At 71.0% G+C, this 15,356-nt stretch carries 19 protein-coding genes; 10 read left to right on the forward strand and 9 right to left on the reverse strand.

Features of this window, described 5'->3' with window-relative positions; all coding sequences use genetic code 11:
* Nucleotides 1-183: 183 nt before the first annotated feature.
* Nucleotides 184-693 (forward strand): MOSC domain-containing protein, encoded by a 510-nt coding sequence (locus B4V06_RS16670; protein ID WP_498170677.1) that lies wholly within the window; start codon nt 184-186, stop codon nt 691-693.
* Between the two features lie 43 nt (nt 694-736).
* Here B4V06_RS16670 and B4V06_RS16675 read toward each other — a convergent pair whose 3' ends face one another.
* A complete protein-coding gene (locus B4V06_RS16675) occupies nt 737-1,021 on the reverse strand; it encodes a DUF357 domain-containing protein (protein ID WP_123114416.1) in 285 nt (94 codons plus the stop codon).
* Between the two features lie 145 nt (nt 1,022-1,166).
* On the opposite strand from B4V06_RS16675, the gene B4V06_RS16680 reads away from it, so the two are divergent.
* The 5 genes from B4V06_RS16680 to B4V06_RS16700 all read left to right on the forward strand — a co-directional run bounded on the left by B4V06_RS16680 (nt 1,167) and on the right by B4V06_RS16700 (nt 4,767).
* Nucleotides 1,167-1,892, forward strand: a complete 726-nt coding sequence (locus tag B4V06_RS16680; protein WP_498170679.1) for an RNase P subunit p30 family protein — start codon at nt 1,167-1,169, stop codon at nt 1,890-1,892.
* The gene (locus B4V06_RS16685) at nt 1,876-2,499 is read left to right on the forward strand and encodes a class I SAM-dependent methyltransferase (protein ID WP_498170680.1); all 624 of its coding nucleotides are present in this window, start codon (nt 1,876-1,878) and stop codon (nt 2,497-2,499) included. Before B4V06_RS16680 ends, B4V06_RS16685 begins: the two co-directional genes overlap by 17 nt.
* 7 nt (nt 2,500-2,506) lie before the next feature.
* Nucleotides 2,507-2,986, forward strand: coding sequence for an Rpp14/Pop5 family protein (locus B4V06_RS16690; protein ID WP_123114414.1), 480 nt, complete (start codon nt 2,507-2,509; stop codon nt 2,984-2,986).
* A gap of 4 nt (nt 2,987-2,990) precedes the next feature.
* Nucleotides 2,991-3,782 carry an archaeal proteasome endopeptidase complex subunit alpha gene (gene psmA / locus B4V06_RS16695; RefSeq protein WP_498170682.1) on the forward strand — a complete coding sequence of 264 codons (792 nt, stop codon included), beginning with the start codon at nt 2,991-2,993 and terminating at the stop codon, nt 3,780-3,782.
* Between the two features lie 91 nt (nt 3,783-3,873).
* Nucleotides 3,874-4,767: an SDR family oxidoreductase gene (locus B4V06_RS16700; protein WP_123114412.1), complete on the forward strand. Its 894-nt coding sequence runs from the start codon at nt 3,874-3,876 to the stop codon at nt 4,765-4,767.
* A gap of 2 nt (nt 4,768-4,769) precedes the next feature.
* Here B4V06_RS16700 and B4V06_RS16705 read toward each other — a convergent pair whose 3' ends face one another.
* Nucleotides 4,770-5,294: a DUF7984 family protein gene (locus B4V06_RS16705; RefSeq protein WP_123114944.1), complete on the reverse strand. Its 525-nt coding sequence runs from the start codon at nt 5,292-5,294 to the stop codon at nt 4,770-4,772.
* A gap of 235 nt (nt 5,295-5,529) precedes the next feature.
* Between B4V06_RS16705 and B4V06_RS16710 the strand changes: the two genes are divergently transcribed.
* The 3 genes from B4V06_RS16710 (at nt 5,530) to B4V06_RS16720 (ending at nt 8,487) form a co-directional block, all read left to right on the forward strand.
* On the forward strand, nt 5,530-7,455 hold the full coding sequence (locus B4V06_RS16710) for a beta-CASP ribonuclease aCPSF1 (RefSeq protein ID WP_498170684.1): 1,926 nt from the start codon (nt 5,530-5,532) through the stop codon (nt 7,453-7,455).
* 80 nt (nt 7,456-7,535) lie between these two features.
* A complete protein-coding gene (locus tag B4V06_RS16715; protein WP_123114410.1) occupies nt 7,536-7,907 on the forward strand; it encodes a methylglyoxal synthase in 372 nt (123 codons plus the stop codon).
* A gap of 76 nt (nt 7,908-7,983) precedes the next feature.
* On the forward strand, nt 7,984-8,487 hold the full coding sequence (locus B4V06_RS16720) for a DUF7332 family protein (RefSeq protein ID WP_123114409.1): 504 nt from the start codon (nt 7,984-7,986) through the stop codon (nt 8,485-8,487).
* Between the two features lie 24 nt (nt 8,488-8,511).
* On the opposite strand, the gene B4V06_RS16725 is transcribed toward B4V06_RS16720, so the two are convergent.
* The 3 genes from B4V06_RS16725 to B4V06_RS16735 all read right to left on the reverse strand — a co-directional run bounded on the left by B4V06_RS16725 (nt 8,512) and on the right by B4V06_RS16735 (nt 10,466).
* Nucleotides 8,512-9,162 carry a DUF6517 family protein gene (locus B4V06_RS16725; protein WP_255212552.1) on the reverse strand — a complete coding sequence of 217 codons (651 nt, stop codon included), beginning with the start codon at nt 9,160-9,162 and terminating at the stop codon, nt 8,512-8,514.
* Between the two features lie 98 nt (nt 9,163-9,260).
* Nucleotides 9,261-9,581 carry a transcription factor S gene (locus B4V06_RS16730; protein WP_123114408.1) on the reverse strand — a complete coding sequence of 107 codons (321 nt, stop codon included), beginning with the start codon at nt 9,579-9,581 and terminating at the stop codon, nt 9,261-9,263.
* 84 nt (nt 9,582-9,665) lie between these two features.
* Entirely contained in the window at nt 9,666-10,466 is an 801-nt protein-coding gene (locus B4V06_RS16735; RefSeq protein WP_123114407.1) for an alanyl-tRNA editing protein, read from the reverse strand.
* Between the two features lie 162 nt (nt 10,467-10,628).
* Between B4V06_RS16735 and B4V06_RS16740 the strand changes: the two genes are divergently transcribed.
* Nucleotides 10,629-12,428: a DUF7289 family protein gene (locus B4V06_RS16740; protein ID WP_498170686.1), complete on the forward strand. Its 1,800-nt coding sequence runs from the start codon at nt 10,629-10,631 to the stop codon at nt 12,426-12,428.
* Between the two features lie 42 nt (nt 12,429-12,470).
* Here B4V06_RS16740 and B4V06_RS16745 read toward each other — a convergent pair whose 3' ends face one another.
* Genes B4V06_RS16745 through B4V06_RS16760 form a run of 4 tightly spaced genes read right to left on the reverse strand, consistent with a single transcriptional unit; the run spans nt 12,471 to nt 15,355 of the window.
* A complete protein-coding gene (locus tag B4V06_RS16745; RefSeq protein WP_498170688.1) occupies nt 12,471-13,292 on the reverse strand; it encodes a DUF7289 family protein in 822 nt (273 codons plus the stop codon).
* A complete protein-coding gene (locus B4V06_RS16750; RefSeq protein WP_498170690.1) occupies nt 13,289-13,786 on the reverse strand; it encodes a DUF7266 family protein in 498 nt (165 codons plus the stop codon). Before B4V06_RS16750 ends, B4V06_RS16745 begins: the two co-directional genes overlap by 4 nt.
* Entirely contained in the window at nt 13,779-14,762 is a 984-nt protein-coding gene (locus B4V06_RS16755; RefSeq protein ID WP_498170692.1) for a DUF7261 family protein, read from the reverse strand. Before B4V06_RS16755 ends, B4V06_RS16750 begins: the two co-directional genes overlap by 8 nt.
* Nucleotides 14,750-15,355, reverse strand: coding sequence for a DUF7288 family protein (locus tag B4V06_RS16760; protein WP_123114402.1), 606 nt, complete (start codon nt 15,353-15,355; stop codon nt 14,750-14,752). Before B4V06_RS16760 ends, B4V06_RS16755 begins: the two co-directional genes overlap by 13 nt.
* Nucleotide 15,356 lies beyond the last annotated feature (1 nt).

Consider the following 15,356-nt stretch of genomic DNA (forward strand, 5'->3'; position numbering starts at 1 on the left):
TTGGAGGTGCTCCCCGTCGACCCGCAGTCAACGACTTATAAATGAGCCAGCCGGTGACGGCGGAGTATCGGCGGTCGGGCCTCGCACTCGTCGTAGGGCGTTCGATACCGCTGAAGACAACGACGATACGTCGACCACCGTCCCGCCGCAACCGCTTTGTCGCTCGTGGTCGTCTGACGCGGCATGACCGGACGGATCGAGGCGATTCACGTCGCCGCCGAGTCGGGCGAGCCGATGGAGGAGCGAGACCGCGTCGAGGCGGTGTCCGGGCGGGGATTGCGCGGCGACCGGTACTTCCTCGAGCGCGGGACCTACTCGCAGTCGGCGCGGGACGTGAGCCGCGAGCTGTCGCTGATCGAGGGCGAGACGCTCGACGCCGTCGAGCGCGACTACGGGATCGCCGTCGGCCCGGACGAGCACCGGCGCAACCTCACCACCGGGGACATCGGGCTCAACCGCCTCGTCGGGGCGCGGTTCCGCGTCGGCGACGCGGTCTGCGAGGGCGTCGAGCTCTGCGAGCCGTGCTCGTACCTCGAGTCGCTGCTCGAACGCGAGGGGGTCCGCGAGGCGCTCGTGCATCGGGGTGGGCTCCGGGCCAGAATCGTCGAGGACGGCGCGATCGAGACCGGCGCGCCGGTCCGGATCCTCGGCGACGCCCCGGACGCGGCGCGCTCGCGGCTCGAGGACGCGTAGCGGGGGTCGCCGCTCAGACGAGGACGCGTCGCCGCGCCGCCGCTCACGTCGTGAACAGCTCGGTGTCGTCGGGGACGGCGAACAGCCCCAGCCGGACGCCGGCGTCGAGCCAGCCGTACCCGTACGAGTACGACGCGAGCGCGTTCACCGGGTCGCCGTCCTCCCGGAAGTGCCGCCCGTCGTCGAGGTACGACTCGGCCATCTCGACCACGTCGGCCGCGGCCTCGCCGAGCGGCGTGTCGGCCGGCGGCCGCGGCTCCGCGGCGGCCAGCGCGTCCGCGAGCATCCGCTCGTAGCGGTCCGTCTTCTCCTCCAGGTCGGCGCTCATGCGCTCCGGTTCCCCCGAGCGACGCAAAAACCTCCCGGGGAGCGCGGCGCCGAGCGAGCCGCCCGCGCGCCGCGCCGACCCGACGCGGTCGCCCCCGCCGCCCGAAAGCGCAACGACGATACCCGCGGAGCCGAAACGGCCGGCCATGTACGAGGCCGTTCACGCCCACCCCGACGGCGACGCGACCGTCGCCCGCCACGCGGCCACCGCGGCGCGGTACGGCTACGACGGGGTCGTCGTCCGCACGCGGGACGCGCTCACCCCGGCCGGCGATGACGGCGAGCCCTCACAAGAGGCGGCCGCGCTCCGCGAGGAGTACGGGGTCGACGTCGTCGACGCGGTCGAGGTCGACGCCGACGACGCCACGGGCGCCTCGGGCGCGGTGGGCAACTACCGGACCGAGCGCACCGTCGTCTGCCTCGTCGGCGGCGACGACGGCCTCAACCGGTTCGCGGTCGAGGAGCCGCGCGTCGACGTGCTGGCGCGACCGATGGACGGCCCGGGAGACTTCAACCACGTCCTCGCGAAGGCGGCCCGCGACAACGGGGTCCACGTGGAGTTCGACCTCGGCCCGCTGCTCCGCGCGAGCGGTGGCAAGCGCGTTCGCGCCCTCGCCGACCTGCGGAAGCTCCGCGAGATCGTGACCTACTACGACGCGCCACACGTCGTCAGCGCGAACGCGTGCTCGCACCTCGGTCTCCGCGCGCCCCGCGAGCTGGTCGCCGCCGCCGAGGCCGTCGGGTTCGACCCGGAGTGGGTCGAGGAGGGGCTCCGGGCGTGGGGGGCGATCGCGGCCCGCAACCGCGAGCGGCGCTCCGAGGCCTTCATAGAGCCCGGGGTCCGACGTGGCAGGTATGAAGAAGAGCGTTGAGGAGCACGCGGCGCGCTTCTCCGAGAAGGCCGCCGAGTACGACGACTCGAAGAGCGACGAGTACCACGCCTGCGCGAGCCTCGTCGTCGACTACGCTGACCCGGACCCCGACGACGTGATCCTCGATCTGGGAGCCGGCACCGGCGCGATCGCCCTCGCGCTCGCGACCGACGCGGAGCGCGTGCTGGCCCGAGACGTTAGCGAGGGGATGATGGACGAGGGGCGCCGCAAGGCCGAGGAGCGCGGTCTCGCGAACGTCGAGTTCGCGTACGGCGAGTTCCGCGATCCCGAGATCGACGCCGATCAGCGGATCGACGTCGTCACCTCGAACTTCGCGCTCCACCACCTCGCCGACGACGAGAAGCGCGAGGCGATCCGCGAGATGGCCGCGACCGGGGCGCGCCGGATCGTCCTCGGCGACGTGGCCTTCTTCGAGGAGCCGGACCCGGAGGCACCCTTTTACGGCCCCGAGGTCGACGACCCCGCCACCGTCGGCACCCTCGTCGAGGCGTTCACCGCCGAGGGGTTCGCGGTGACCGCTGTCGAGCGCGTTCACGACCAGGTCGCCGTGATCGTCGCGGAGCGCGGGGCCGCGCTGTCCGGGTGACCGCGCCGTGAAACACCTCCCCAAACACCTCCGGCCGCGCTGGCGGTACGTCGCGGTCGGGATCGAGACGTGGCCCGACGCCGAGGTCGGGCGCCGCGCGTTCCAGCGTGCGCTCTGGTACGCCGCCGGCAACCTGATCGGCGACGCCGGCAGCGCCGACGCGGACCTGACCCTCCTCAGCTTCTCGCACGGCGACGGCGTCGGCGAGGCGATCGTTAAAGTGCGACACGGGCACGTCGACGAGGCGCGGGCGGCGATCGCCTGCGTCAGCGAGATCGACGGCGACCCGGTCGGGATCCACGTCCGTGGGATCTCGGGGACGGTACGTGCCTGTGAGGAAAGATATATGGGTCGCGCGGGCGCTAATTCTACACAGCGAGACGTCGCGTTCCGGGACGCCGAGCGGCCCGCCGTCGTGCGCGAGGACGCGTGCGACGTGCGGGTCGAGTCGGGTTACGTCGGCGCGGCGGCGTTCGACATCGAGTGATATCATGCAGGGCCAATCCCAACAGCAGGCGTACGACCGAGGAATCACAATCTTCTCTCCCGACGGCAGGCTCTACCAGGTCGAGTACGCCCGGGAGGCGGTGAAACGCGGGACGGCGAGCGTCGGCGTCCGCGCCGAGGACGGCGTCGTCCTCGCGGCCGACAAGCGCGCCCGCTCCCCCCTGATGGAGCCGGAGAGCATCGAGAAGCTCCACAAGGCCGACGACCACGTCGGCGTCGCGAGCGCGGGCCACGTCGCCGACGCCCGCCAACTCATCGACTTCGCGCGCCGGCAGGCGCAGGTGAACCGCCTGCGCTACGGCGAGGCGATCGGCATCGAGACCCTGACGAAGACGATCACCGACCACATCCAGCAATACACCCAGGTCGGCGGCGCGCGCCCCTTCGGCGTGGCGCTGATCGTCGGCGGGATCGAGAACGGCGAGCCGCGACTCTTCGAGACCGACCCGTCCGGTACCCCCTACGAGTGGCAGGCGCTCTCGATCGGCTCGGACCGGAGCGACCTCCGCGACTACCTCGAAGCGGAGTACGAGGAGGGCCTCTCCACCGACGAGGCGGTCGGGCTCGCGCTCGACACCCTCGCGCAGTCGAACGACGGCGAGTTAGCTCCCAACGGCGTGGGCGTCGCCACGATCACCGTCGAGGACGACGACGGCTACACCGAGCGGTCGAACGAGGAGATCGAGGCGATCCTCGACGAGCGCGACCTGCTCGCGACTGAGGAGGACGACGAGGCGGCGGACGACGAGGCGGCGGACGACGCCGACGAGGAGTGAGTCGCTCGCCGCTCAGCGCTTTTTGACTCGGACCGCCCGCGACGGCGGCGCCCACACCGCCCCGCTCGGTCGACGCCCGGTCGGGAGAGTTATGCCGACGGGGGCCGACCGACGACGCGTGCAGAAGACGGTACTCATCACCGGCTGTTCCTCGGGTATCGGCCGCGCCGCGGCGCACGCGTTCACCGACGAGGGATGGACCGTGTACGCGACCGCTCGGAATCCGGCGGACATCGAGACGCTCGGCGAGGCGGGCTGCGAGCTCGCCACGCTCGACGTGACGGACCAGTCCGACGTCGACCGCGTCGTCGACCGGATCCTCGACGAGGAGGGCGCGATCGACGCCTTGGTCAACAACGCGGGGTACGGCCAGTTCGGTCCGATCGAGGACGTGTCGACAGCGAAGGTCCACGAGCAGTTCGACGTGAACGTGTACGGCCCGCATCGGCTCATCAAGGCCGTGTTGCCGGCGATGCGCCGCGAGCGCGACGGCACGATTATCAACGTCTCGTCGGTCGCCGGGCGCGTCTCGTTCCCCGGCGGCGGCGTGTACAGCGGCTCGAAGTTCGCCGTCGAGGCGATGTCGGACGCGCTCCGCAACGAGGTCGCCGAGCACGGGATCGACGTCGTCGTCGTCGAGCCGGGCCCGGTGAAGACGAACTTCTCGAAGCGCGCCCAGGCGGAGACGGGTACCGGTTCGGGCGCGGACGGGGGCGACGAAGGCGACGACGCCGGGATCGACCGCTCCGGCGCCTACGAGGAGTTCTACGCGATGTTCGAGGACGCGCAGCTGATCGGCGGCGACGGTCCGGGCGCGGTCGAGCCCGAGCTCGTCGCCGGCGCCATCTACGACGCCGCGAGCGCGACGCGGCCGCCGGCGCGGGTCCAGCCGGGCACCGCCGCCCGCGTCGGCGTGCTCGCGCGGTTCCTCCCGGACGCGCTGCTCGACCGCGGCTACGAGTTCGTCCGGAAGTTCACCTCGTAGCGTCAGTCGTCCGGGTCCGATCCGTCGCGGCCCGACCCCACCGCGAACGGGCTCTCTTCCTCTCGCCACTCCCAGCCGGGGAGCCGCGTCTGAAAGCCCGCGGCGAGCGCGGCGTCGAGGTCGTCGGCGCCGGCCGAACCCGCGCCGTCGGCCGTCTCGTCCCCGCTCACGTGGACGTCGACGAAGTGGAACGTCGCCTCCGCGAGCAGCGAGAGCGGGCGGCCGCCGGCGATCGTCGCCGCCAGCTCGCGGCCGAGGACCTCGTCGACGACGAAGCCGGGGTAGTCGCCGGCGACGTCGAGGTCGCGGAGGAGCGCGACGCAGCCGGCGGCGTTGACCGCCACCTCGCCGTCGGCGAAGACGGCGTCGACCTCGCGGCGGTACGCCTCGCTGGTCACGGGGTCGACGTCCGTCTCGAACAGCGTCCCCAGTCGCTCGCGGGCCTCGTTGATGCGAGGGACGACGACCGGCGCGCGGTCTCGCACCCACGCGCGTTCGTCGCGGACCGTCTCGGGGGTGACGCGCATGGGAGCGGGGACGACGCCGCCGGGCAAGGAGTTTGCCCTTTGCGAAGGGTTTTATAATAACGGGGGTATACGTCCACCTAAGCGGGTTTTCGCTGGCTGTTCCCGCACGGTATCGCCTACGGACAGTACTACCACTATGCCTACCCCGTCACGGTCGACCGTTCGGCGACGAGCCACGGACCGGCGCGCGGATGCGCCCGACGGCGGCGGCGACCCCAACTACCCGCGGTAAGATATGAGTCAAGTCGACAAGCAGCTCGATACCCTGAAATCAGAGATCGAACAGGAGATTCCGAACGACATCACGGTCACCGACGTCAAGTACGAGGGCCCGGAACTCGTCGTCTACACCCGCGACCCGAAGCGGTTCGCCGGCGACGGCGACCTGATCCGCCGGCTCGCCTCCAAGCTCCGGAAACGAATCACGGTCCGCCCCGACCCCAGCGCCCTCTCCCCGCCGGCGCGAGCGGAGGAAGAAGTCCGCGACGTGATCCCCGACGACGCCGGCGTGACTTCCCTCGACTTCCACGAGGACACCGGCGAGGTCGTCATCGAGGCCGAGAAGCCGGGCATGGTGATCGGTCGACGCGGCTCCACGCTGCGCGAGATCACCCAGGAGGTCGGCTGGACCCCCGAGGTCGTTCGGACGCCGCCGATCGAGTCCTCCACCGTCTCGAACGTCCGCGGCTTCCTGAAGACCGAGCGCGAGGAGCGCCGTGACATCCTCGAACGCGTCGGGCGCCAGATCCACCGCGAGGAGATGTCCGACGACGAGTGGGTCCGGATCACGACGCTCGGCTGTTGCCGCGAGGTCGGTCGGGCCGCGTTCATCCTCTCGACGCCCGAGACGCGCATCCTCATCGACTGCGGCGACAAGCCCGGCGCGGAGGGCGAAGTGCCGTACCTCCAGGTCCCCGAGGCGCTCGGCGCCGGCGCGGCGACCCTCGACGCCGTCGTCCTCACGCACGCCCACCTCGACCACTCGGCGCTGGTCCCGCTCCTGTTTAAATACGGCTACGACGGCCCGATCTACACCACGGAGCCGACCCGCGACCTGATGGGCCTGCTCACGCTTGACTACCTCGACGTCGCCGCCAAGGAGGGGCGGACGCCGCCGTACGAGTCGGCGCAGGTCCGCGACGCGATCAAACACACCATCCCGCTGGAGTACGGCGATGTCACCGACGTGGCGCCCGACGTGAAGCTCACCTTCCACAACGCGGGCCACATCCTCGGGAGCGCCGTCACGCACTTCCACATCGGCGACGGGCTCTACAACGTCGCCTTCTCGGGCGACATCCACTACGAAGACACCCGTCTGTTCAACGGCGCCGTCAACGACTTCCCGCGGGTCGAGACCCTCGTCTTGGAGTCCACCTACGGCGGCCGCGACGACTACCAGACCGACCAGGCCGACTCCGAGGAGGCGCTCAAGGAGGTCATCAACGAGACGTACGAGCAGGGCGGGAAGGTCGTCATCCCCGCGTTCGCCGTGGGGCGCTCCCAGGAGATCATGCTCGTCTTGGAAGAGGCGATGCGGAAGGGCGAGATCCCGGAGATGCCCGTCCACCTCGACGGGATGATCTGGGAGGCGACCGCGATCCACACGACCTACCCCGAGTACCTCCGGGACGACCTCCGCGACCGGATCTTCCACGACGACGAGAACCCGTTCCTCGCGGACCAGTTCAACCACATCGACGCCGGCGAGGACGAGCGGCAGGAGGTCGCCGACGGCGACGAGTGCATCGTCATCTCCACCTCCGGGATGATCGAGGGCGGGCCGATCATGTCGTGGCTCCGCCACATCGGCCCCGACCCGGACTCGAACCTCGTCTTCGTCGGCTACCAGGCGCAGGGGACGCTCGGGCGCCGGATCCAGAACGGCTGGGACGAGATCCCGGTCGACGGCTGGGGCGGCGGGAGCCGCGGCGACACGCTCACGCTGGAGATGGGCACCGAGGTCGTCGACGGCTTCTCCGGCCACGCCGACCGGCAGGGGTTAGAGAACTTCGTGAAGACGATGAACCCGCGACCCGAGAAGGTGCTGTGCGTCCACGGCGACGAGCGCTCCGTGCAGGACCTCTCCTCTGCGTTATACCACGACTACAACATGCGGACGTTCGCGCCGAAGAACCTGGAGACGTTCCGGTTCAAATAGGTCGGCCCGCTGAATCCGCTCCTCGTCCCGCGCGTTGCGCCGACGCGAGTTTTTAAATTGCGACGGGGTGACGTCGACCCATGCGTCTCGCGCTCATCGCTCACGACGAGCTGAAAGACGAGATGGTGGAGTTCGTCACGAAGCACGCCGCGGCCCTCGACGACTGCGAGCTCGTGACGACGGGGACGACGGGGAAGCGCATCGCCGAGGAGACGGGTCTCGCCGTCGACCGCCAGGCGTCGGGCCCGTACGGCGGCGACCTCCAGATCGGCGGCATGATAGCCGACGACGCGATCGACGGCGTCGTCTTCCTCCGAGACCCGCTCACGGCGCAGGCGCACGAGCCGGACATCTCCGCCCTGCTCCGCGTCTGCGACGTGAAGGACGTCCCGCTGGCGACCAACGTCGCCTCCGGCGAGCTGCTCGTCGAGGGGCTGCTCGGCTCGACGTGACGCCGACCGCCCGAGAGTATCAGATCGGATAACGAAAGCCGCGGTATTTTAAAAGCGTCCGCCGTATCCGGCACCGATGACCAACCGCCAAGCGGCCCGGTTCGCGGCGCTGGCGACCGCGCTGCTCCTGCTCTCGGCGCTCGCCGCGAGCGGGGCGGCCGTCGGCGTCGGAGCGGCGCAGACGGGCGGCGACCCGCCGGGCGACGACGCGGACGGCGCCGCCGTGACGCCGCCCACGCGCTGTTTCGCGGGCGACGGCTACCCGATCTCGATCGGCGAGACGGGCGCGACGATCGACGCGGTCGTCCACCTCTCCGTGCTGACCGATCCCGCCGCCGGCAACGAGTTCGGGCTGGAGGCGGCCGGCGCGCTCGACGGCGTCCCCGTCGTGACGCTCGCCGCGGGGGTCCGGCTCACCGCGCGCGAGGCGGTCGCGAACGGGATCGATCCGTTCGCGGCGTTCGACGTGCTGTACGCCTACGAGCTCGACCTCCCGATGTTCGGCGGCGCGATTGGCGACTCCGACTACCGCGACGACGGCTCCCCGGTCGAGTCGGGCGCCGGCGCCGTGGCCTGCTGAGCCGCCGCGGGCGACTCGTCTCGCCTACTCGCCCGCCCCGCCCGCTCCTCCCTCTCCGCCCGCTCCCCCCTCTCCGCCCCTTCCGCCCGACGGGGAGCGCACGCCTCGGACGATCCCCAACAGCTCGCGGCGGGCGTCCGCGGGATCCCGACCGTCTGGGTACGCGTCCGCGTCGAGCGGGTAGGCGCCCCCGGCGAGGAGGTACTCGTCGGTCGCCCAGACCGCGAGCAGCGCCTCGACCGGGACCGCGTTGCCGGCGCCGCTCCCCGCGCCCTCGGCGTCGTCCGCGCCGTCGTCGCCGCCGACCTCACCGATCCGGCAGTCGCCGCGGAACGTCCACAGCGTCGCGCGCGAGGCGGTCGGATCGTCGATCGCGATCTCGCGGTCGCCGCGCCGCTCGACAGCCTCGACGTCGCGCTCGGCGAGCCGGTCGCGGAACCCCTCTCTGGCCCGCCGCTCGACGAGACGGGTGAGCGCGGCGTTCGGCGTCGTCTCCGGGCGGATCCGCAGGCGACTCGCGAAGCAGAACGGCCGCGGCGCCGGCGACTCGACCCGCTCGTACCGCACCGTGCTCGCGGTCACCGAGACCGGGCCGGCGGCGAACGGCCGGTCCGTCGCCTCGTCGACGCGTCGCCAGCCGCCGAGGCGGTCGGCGGGCACGACGGGCGGGTCCATGGTCGGCGTTCGCCGGCGAGGTAATTAAAAGCGGTCGCGGGCGGGAGAGCGCGGAGGTCGACGGGACGGAAGAGAGAGGCGTCGTCGTCGCGCGTCGGTCAGTGGTCGTCTTCGCGCCACTTGTGCTCGCAGTCCGTGCAGACGAAGAAGCGCGTCTCGGACTCGTCGGCCGAGCGGATCTGCTGCATGTACCAGTACGCGCGGTCGTTGCCGCACTCCGGGCAGTGGGCGGTCGTCTGCGGGAGCCCCTTGTCCTCCGCGTCGCTCACGTCGATGACCTCCGACTCGACCTGCGACTCGGTGGTCCACTCGTCGTCGGCGTCGTCCCGGCCGATCTCGTTGCCGCAGGAGTCGCACACCCAGTGGTCCTCGCCCTCGCCGGACTTCATCATCGAGCCGCACTCGTCGCAGAACTTCATGGCGGAACCAACCGCGGATCGTATATAAACGGCGGGATCGCGGGCGATCGGATCGGCGCCCGCCGCGCCGCGTCGGTGCGCGCGCTATTCGCCGCTGTCGGCGTGCTCGGCGAGCGCGAACCGGACGCGCTCCTCCTCGGCCCCCTTCGTCTCCCGGCCGGTAACGACGACCTCGCCGATCTCGGCGGTGTCGCCGACGTGGGTCCCGGCGCAGGCGGTGCGGTCGTAGGGGTCGGCGTCGGTCCCCGGACCCGCTTCGTCCGCGCCCGCCGCGCCGATCTCGACGATCCGAAGCTCCTCGATCGAGTCCGGGAGGAGGTCGATTCGGGTGCGTTCCGGATCGAGCGTCGCCTCCGCCTCCGCGCGGTCCATCGCGTAACTCGTCACGGGACGTTCGTCGGCGACGAGCTCGTTGAGCCGATCCTCGATCCGGTCGAGGTCGGCGTCGTCGAAGCGGTCGTACGCCGCGTCGAGGTGCGCGTGGTCGTCGTACAGCTGGTTCCCGGTGGTCTCCGCGTCGAATTCGTTTAAAAGCAGGGCGGAGAGCAGGTGCTGAGCGGTGTGGTACTTCGAGTGGGCCGCCCGGCGCGCCGCGTCGATCTCGCCGACGACGGCGGTACCGGGCTCGGGCGGCGAGGGGGCGTCTCCCTCGCCTCCCGCCGCGAGGGTGTGGTAGATGGTGTCTTTCTTCTGCACGTCGACCACGCGCCACCGCGGGTCGCCCTCCCCGTCCGCGGCGCGGAGCGTCCCCGTGTCGTGGGGCTGGCCGCCGCCCGTCGGGTAGAAGTGCGTCCGGTCGAGGACGACGCGGTCGTCGAGCGCGCGCTCGACGGTTGCCTCGAACGTCGTCACCGTGTCGTCTGCGAGGTACAGCTCCTCGGTCATGGCCGTACGGAGCGGCTCCGCCGGCTTAGGTGGTGCGCTCGGGGAGCGGCGGGCGCGGCGGGGGCGCGGCGGGCCGGACGAGCGCGGCGGGCCGCCGACGCCGCTCTCAGATACGATACTCGGACGTCGCTATTTATCCGTGCTCCCGGCGTACGTTCCCGTATGAAGCGTCCCGACCGCGCACAGAGCGAGGTGATCGGCGTCGTGCTCCTCTTGGGGCTCACGATCACCGCGGTCGGGATAACGGTCGGGCTCGGGTCGACCGCGCTCGCCGACGTCCAGTCTTCGGCCGACGTCCAGCGGATCGAGGGGACGATGACGCAGCTCGACTCGAAGGCCAGCCTCGTCGCGCACGGCGGGTCGACGAGCCAGCGCGTGCGGCTCGGCCCGGGGCGGAGCGCCGACGTGCGCGTCGACGACGACGCCGGGGTGATGCGCATCGAGGTCGAGGCGGAAAACGCGGCCGGCGACCTGGAGACCACGACGCGGAACGTCACGCTCGGGACGATCGTCTACGAGCGCGGCGACGACCGGGTCGCGTATCAGGGCGGCGGCGTCTGGCGGTCGAACGGCGACGGCTCGTGGATGGTTTCCCCGCCCGAGTTCCACTACCGCGGCGACACCCTCACGCTCCCGCTCGTGACGATCAACGGGACCGACGGGCGGCTTGGCGACGCGGCCGTCGTCACGGACGCCCCGGGCCACCCGGAGGGGCTGTTTCCTGCCGGGAACGTCTCGAACCCCCTGCTCGGCGGGAACGTGACGGTCACGGTCGAGAGCGAGTACGCGGAGGCGTGGGGGCGGTTCTTCGAGACCCGGACGCGGGCGAACGTCACGCAGGTCTCGCCGACGGAGGTCCGCGTCGCGCTCCGGACGGAGACGGTCCACCCGACGCTCAGCGCGAGCGTCTCATCGGTGGGGCGCTCTCGGCTCGACACGGGGGGGATCGACAGCCTGTACGCCGACAGCTACGACTCTAAAAACAATACTTCCTATCCCGGACGCGACAACGCGAGTAGTAATGCGGTGGTCCAGACCACCGGGGAGTTCCGTCTCACGGCCGGCGGGGGCGGTGGCACCGACATTATCACGATCCGCGGCGACCTCATCGCCGAGTCGTACAACATCCCGCCCGGCCAGGAGGACAAGCTGAACGTCACCGGCGAGCGGCGGACCGACGACTCGCTGAGTCCCGCAGACCCCATCTCGGGCGCCATAACCGAGCGGATGAACCGGATCCGCGACCAGGATCTCGAATCGAACACCGTCTCCGGGTTCGGACACGACAACGGATCCGTCAAAACCATCGACACGGACACCTACGTGAACGGCGACATCACGGTCTCTGACGGCAGCACGCTCCGGATCGAGGACGGGGCGACCCTCCACGTCGACGGAGGGCTCAACGTGAGCGAGGACGGCAGCGAAGTCGAGTTCGACGGTGCGGGCGGCGACGTCGCGGTCCTCGTCGAGGGCGGCTTCTCGATGCGAGATCAGTCGACCCTCCGCGCGCAGGGCGGGAGCAGCAGCGACCTGTTCGTCGACGGCGCGGTCGAGATACGGAACGACGCGTCGGTCACGGCGGCCACCGGCACCCGCTTCGAGCTGTACAACACCGGCAACGTCGACGTGACGGATACGGCGCAAATCGCCGCCGACGACGACGTGACAAAGAACCTGTGGCTGTACTCGAGCGGGGACGACATCTATTTCGCGGGCAAGCAGACAGACGGGATCGACTTCGCGGGCGTCATGTACGCCCCGACGAGCGACGTGACGCTTGACGATAATATGACGTTCAAAGGATCGTTCACCTCCGGGAGCTTCGATTTCGACGACGCCGATCTCAGTCTCCACTACGACGAGTCGCTTAAGAACGCCAAGCCGTTCGGGGGGGCTTCCGTTCCCGTGGTGAGTCACCTACACGTCTCCCGCCACGGCGTGACGATCGAGGACGACTAGCCCGAACGAATCGGTCGAACGAGGCCGCTCGCGGGGCGACCGTCAGCGCTGCAGCCCGACGACGCGAACGACCTCGCGCACGTACACCAAATCGTCGTGAGACAGCTCCGCCACCGCGACGCCGTCGGCGTCGGCGGGCGTCGCGTCCGCGAACCCGTCGGCGCGCTCGAAGTAGCGCGCCCACGCGTCCGGATGGTCCGTCTCCACCCAGAGGTACAGCGTCTCGCCGCTCGCGGCGTCGAACCGCTCGGTCTCCGAGTCGACGTTGGGGCCTTCGACCGCGGTGATCTGGACGGTACCCTCCCCGGTGACGCTCTCCTCTCCGCCGCCGCGGACCAGCGCCACGATCGGCACGGTCGTCCGGTTGTCGACGGCGACGAAGCGCGGCTCCGAGAGCATCACCGACCCGTCACCGTCGCCGCGGACGAGCGCGCCGGCCTCGTACGCGATCGTCGTGTCGCCCTCCTCGTACGCGATCGTCTTGGACGTCCACTCGGCCAGGGTCCCGTTCGCGACCTCACTGGCGTTGCTGGTGTTCGCGAGGACGAACCGCGACTCGGCGGACGTCGACAGCGTGCCGCCGGCCAGCCGGATCTCCGTCGCCCGATTGGGGTCGCCGTACCGCTGGACGTCTCGGAGATTGTCGTCGAGCACGTCGAACGCGCGCTCGACGTTGGCGACGCGCTCGGCCTCCCGGCGGTCCTCCACGCCGGTGATCCCGACAGCGAACACCGTGCCGATCGTGATCGTGATAAGCGAGAACACGAGGATGTAGCCGACGACGTCGCTCACGCCGCGGTCGTCGCCCGCGATCGAGGAGACGCCGCCGACGGAGACGGTCTGGCTCCGCTCCCGCCCGCTCATCGCTCTCTCACCTCCAGCCGGCCGACGGAGCTGTTGTACCGGAATCGGATCGGGCCCCCCCGGACGCGAGACGGCTCGACTGACAGGTTCGCGACGTGCGGGATCTCGGCGACCGCCTCGGGGTCGTCGGTCCGCAGCGTCACCGACTCGTTGTCGACTGCGATCCGATACGTGCGACCGGCGATCCTGTCGGGCAGGTCGACGTCGACCGAGACGTTCGCGGCGTCGGCGTCGTCCGGGCGGTCGACTTCCGCCGCGCGAGCGAGCCGGTCCGCGCTCTCGAGGTTCGCGACGGCGGTCTGCCCGACCACGGCGAGGTCGCCCCTGACGACGCGCTCCGTCTGCGAGTCGACGACGCCGCCGATCCCGATGACGATCCCGGAGAGCAGCACCGCGCCGATCGCGAGCGTCAGCACGTACCCGACGGCGACGCTGACGGCGCGCTCGTCGCCGCGGAGGCGACCGCGACCGTCGCCGCGCCCGCCCTCACGCATCGGGCTCACCCGGGGCGACCCGAACCGTCGTCTCGAACCGGAGCTCCGCGGTCCGGTAGCTGAGGTCGATCTCCGCGTCGTACACCGCCGGCGACGACGTCAGGTCAGATCCGACGGCGTCCCCCGAGTCGGGGCGCACGGTCGCGGTCACCGTCCCGTTCGCCTTGTCCGTCCGCTCGAGGGTCACGTCGTAGGGGGTGCCCAGCTCCCCGGCGCTCGTCGCCCAGAGCCCCGGACAGCGCTCGTCGCCGAGCGTCCCGCCGGTCAGGTCGACGGCGACGCGGTCGGCGGTCGGCGTCGAACAGACGACGGTCGGGGCGCTCCCGTTCTGGCCGACGGCGACGGTGACGTTGTCGCCGGTGCCGTTGTACACGTACACCTCCCGCGTCTCGTTGACGCCGTCGTCGAACTCGATATAAAATGCGTCGTCCGGCGCCCCGGCCGCGTCCGTGGGGGCCAGCTCGTCCGGGTCGACCTCGACGACGAACCCCCGCGTCTGGGCGACCCCGTCGGCGAGCGTCGCGTTCGAGTCGCCGGTGCCGTTCGCGGTGAGGTTCCCCGTCACGTAGCGGCCGGCGCGGATCGACGAGGGGTCGCCCGAGACGCGGGTCACGCCGCCCCGATCGGCGTACGCACGGGCGAGGTACTCGTCGAGGTCGGCGATCCCCTCCTCGACCGCCGCCGTGGCTTCGGAGTGGTTCGCGGGGCGGTTCCGGTTGGTGCCGTCGATCAGCTTCCCGGTCTCCTCGACGGCGGCGGCGCGGACCTCCAGCGCCTCCCCGTCGGCGGCCTCGATCCCGCGGGTCGCGACGTTCTCGCTGTAGATGCTCGCGTTCAACAGCACCACGAGCGCCACGAGCGAGACGGCCACGACGAGTCCGGATATCAACAGGAGCTGACCGCGGTCCGCGTCGCGGAACCGCCGGTCGCCGCGCGGACCGTCGCCGTCGGCCGCTCCGGGGATCACAGCTGCCATACGACGATGCGCACCTCCATTCGGTCGTATATCGCGCCGACGGCGGCGTCGGCCGCGTAGAACTCGCCCGGCTCCGACCCGTTCGAGAGCGCCCGGAGCGTCGTGTTCCCGTGTCCCGGTGCGGTCAGGTTCGCGTCGTCGGTCAGGACGACCGTGCGCGTCGCCGTCACGGCGTTGTCGCTCGGCGATCCCATGTCCACCAGCGTCGTCTCGTCGCCGTTGTCCGAGCCGTGTCGGATGTGAACGTTGAACGCGATCCGTCGCTCTCCAAAGGTCGCGTTCAGCGCCTCGCCGAACGCGTTCGGCGGGCCGCCGGCCGTGAAGTAGCTCGGGCTCCGGCCGTCGGTGAACGTCTCGTTCACCGGGTCCCAGCGGAGCAGGGCGTCCTCGAGGTCGCCGTTCGCCGCGCTCGTCTCCAGCAGGTCGTCCGCGACCGCGCGCTGCTGGTTCTCCAGGTGCTGGTTCGACGTGCTGGCCGACAGCGGGGTCACCGCGGTCGCCTGCAGCGCGAAGGTGAGCCCGGCGACGATCAGGATCGCCGCCGCGAACGCCTCTAGGGTGTGCGCCTGCGCGCGGTCCTCGCTCGGGGGCATC

It is taken from the genome of Halorubrum sp. B53, from assembly GCF_059752395.1.

Coding starts and splice junctions, on each gene's coding strand:
- B4V06_RS16670 (WP_498170677.1), top strand. CDS start 184: ATGACCGGACGGATCGAGGCGATTCACGTCGCCGCCGAGTCGGGCGAG.
- B4V06_RS16675 (WP_123114416.1), bottom strand. CDS start 1,021: ATGAGCGCCGACCTGGAGGAGAAGACGGACCGCTACGAGCGGATGCTC.
- B4V06_RS16680 (WP_498170679.1), top strand. CDS start 1,167: ATGTACGAGGCCGTTCACGCCCACCCCGACGGCGACGCGACCGTCGCC.
- B4V06_RS16685 (WP_498170680.1), top strand. CDS start 1,876: ATGAAGAAGAGCGTTGAGGAGCACGCGGCGCGCTTCTCCGAGAAGGCC.
- psmA (WP_498170682.1), top strand. CDS start 2,991: ATGCAGGGCCAATCCCAACAGCAGGCGTACGACCGAGGAATCACAATC.
- B4V06_RS16700 (WP_123114412.1), top strand. CDS start 3,874: ATGCCGACGGGGGCCGACCGACGACGCGTGCAGAAGACGGTACTCATC.
- B4V06_RS16705 (WP_123114944.1), bottom strand. CDS start 5,294: ATGCGCGTCACCCCCGAGACGGTCCGCGACGAACGCGCGTGGGTGCGA.
- B4V06_RS16710 (WP_498170684.1), top strand. CDS start 5,530: ATGAGTCAAGTCGACAAGCAGCTCGATACCCTGAAATCAGAGATCGAA.
- B4V06_RS16715 (WP_123114410.1), top strand. CDS start 7,536: ATGCGTCTCGCGCTCATCGCTCACGACGAGCTGAAAGACGAGATGGTG.
- B4V06_RS16720 (WP_123114409.1), top strand. CDS start 7,984: ATGACCAACCGCCAAGCGGCCCGGTTCGCGGCGCTGGCGACCGCGCTG.
- B4V06_RS16725 (WP_255212552.1), bottom strand. CDS start 9,162: ATGGACCCGCCCGTCGTGCCCGCCGACCGCCTCGGCGGCTGGCGACGC.
- B4V06_RS16730 (WP_123114408.1), bottom strand. CDS start 9,581: ATGAAGTTCTGCGACGAGTGCGGCTCGATGATGAAGTCCGGCGAGGGC.
- B4V06_RS16735 (WP_123114407.1), bottom strand. CDS start 10,466: ATGACCGAGGAGCTGTACCTCGCAGACGACACGGTGACGACGTTCGAG.
- B4V06_RS16740 (WP_498170686.1), top strand. CDS start 10,629: ATGAAGCGTCCCGACCGCGCACAGAGCGAGGTGATCGGCGTCGTGCTC.
- B4V06_RS16745 (WP_498170688.1), bottom strand. CDS start 13,292: ATGAGCGGGCGGGAGCGGAGCCAGACCGTCTCCGTCGGCGGCGTCTCC.
- B4V06_RS16750 (WP_498170690.1), bottom strand. CDS start 13,786: ATGCGTGAGGGCGGGCGCGGCGACGGTCGCGGTCGCCTCCGCGGCGAC.
- B4V06_RS16755 (WP_498170692.1), bottom strand. CDS start 14,762: ATGGCAGCTGTGATCCCCGGAGCGGCCGACGGCGACGGTCCGCGCGGC.
- B4V06_RS16760 (WP_123114402.1), bottom strand. CDS start 15,355: ATGCCCCCGAGCGAGGACCGCGCGCAGGCGCACACCCTAGAGGCGTTC.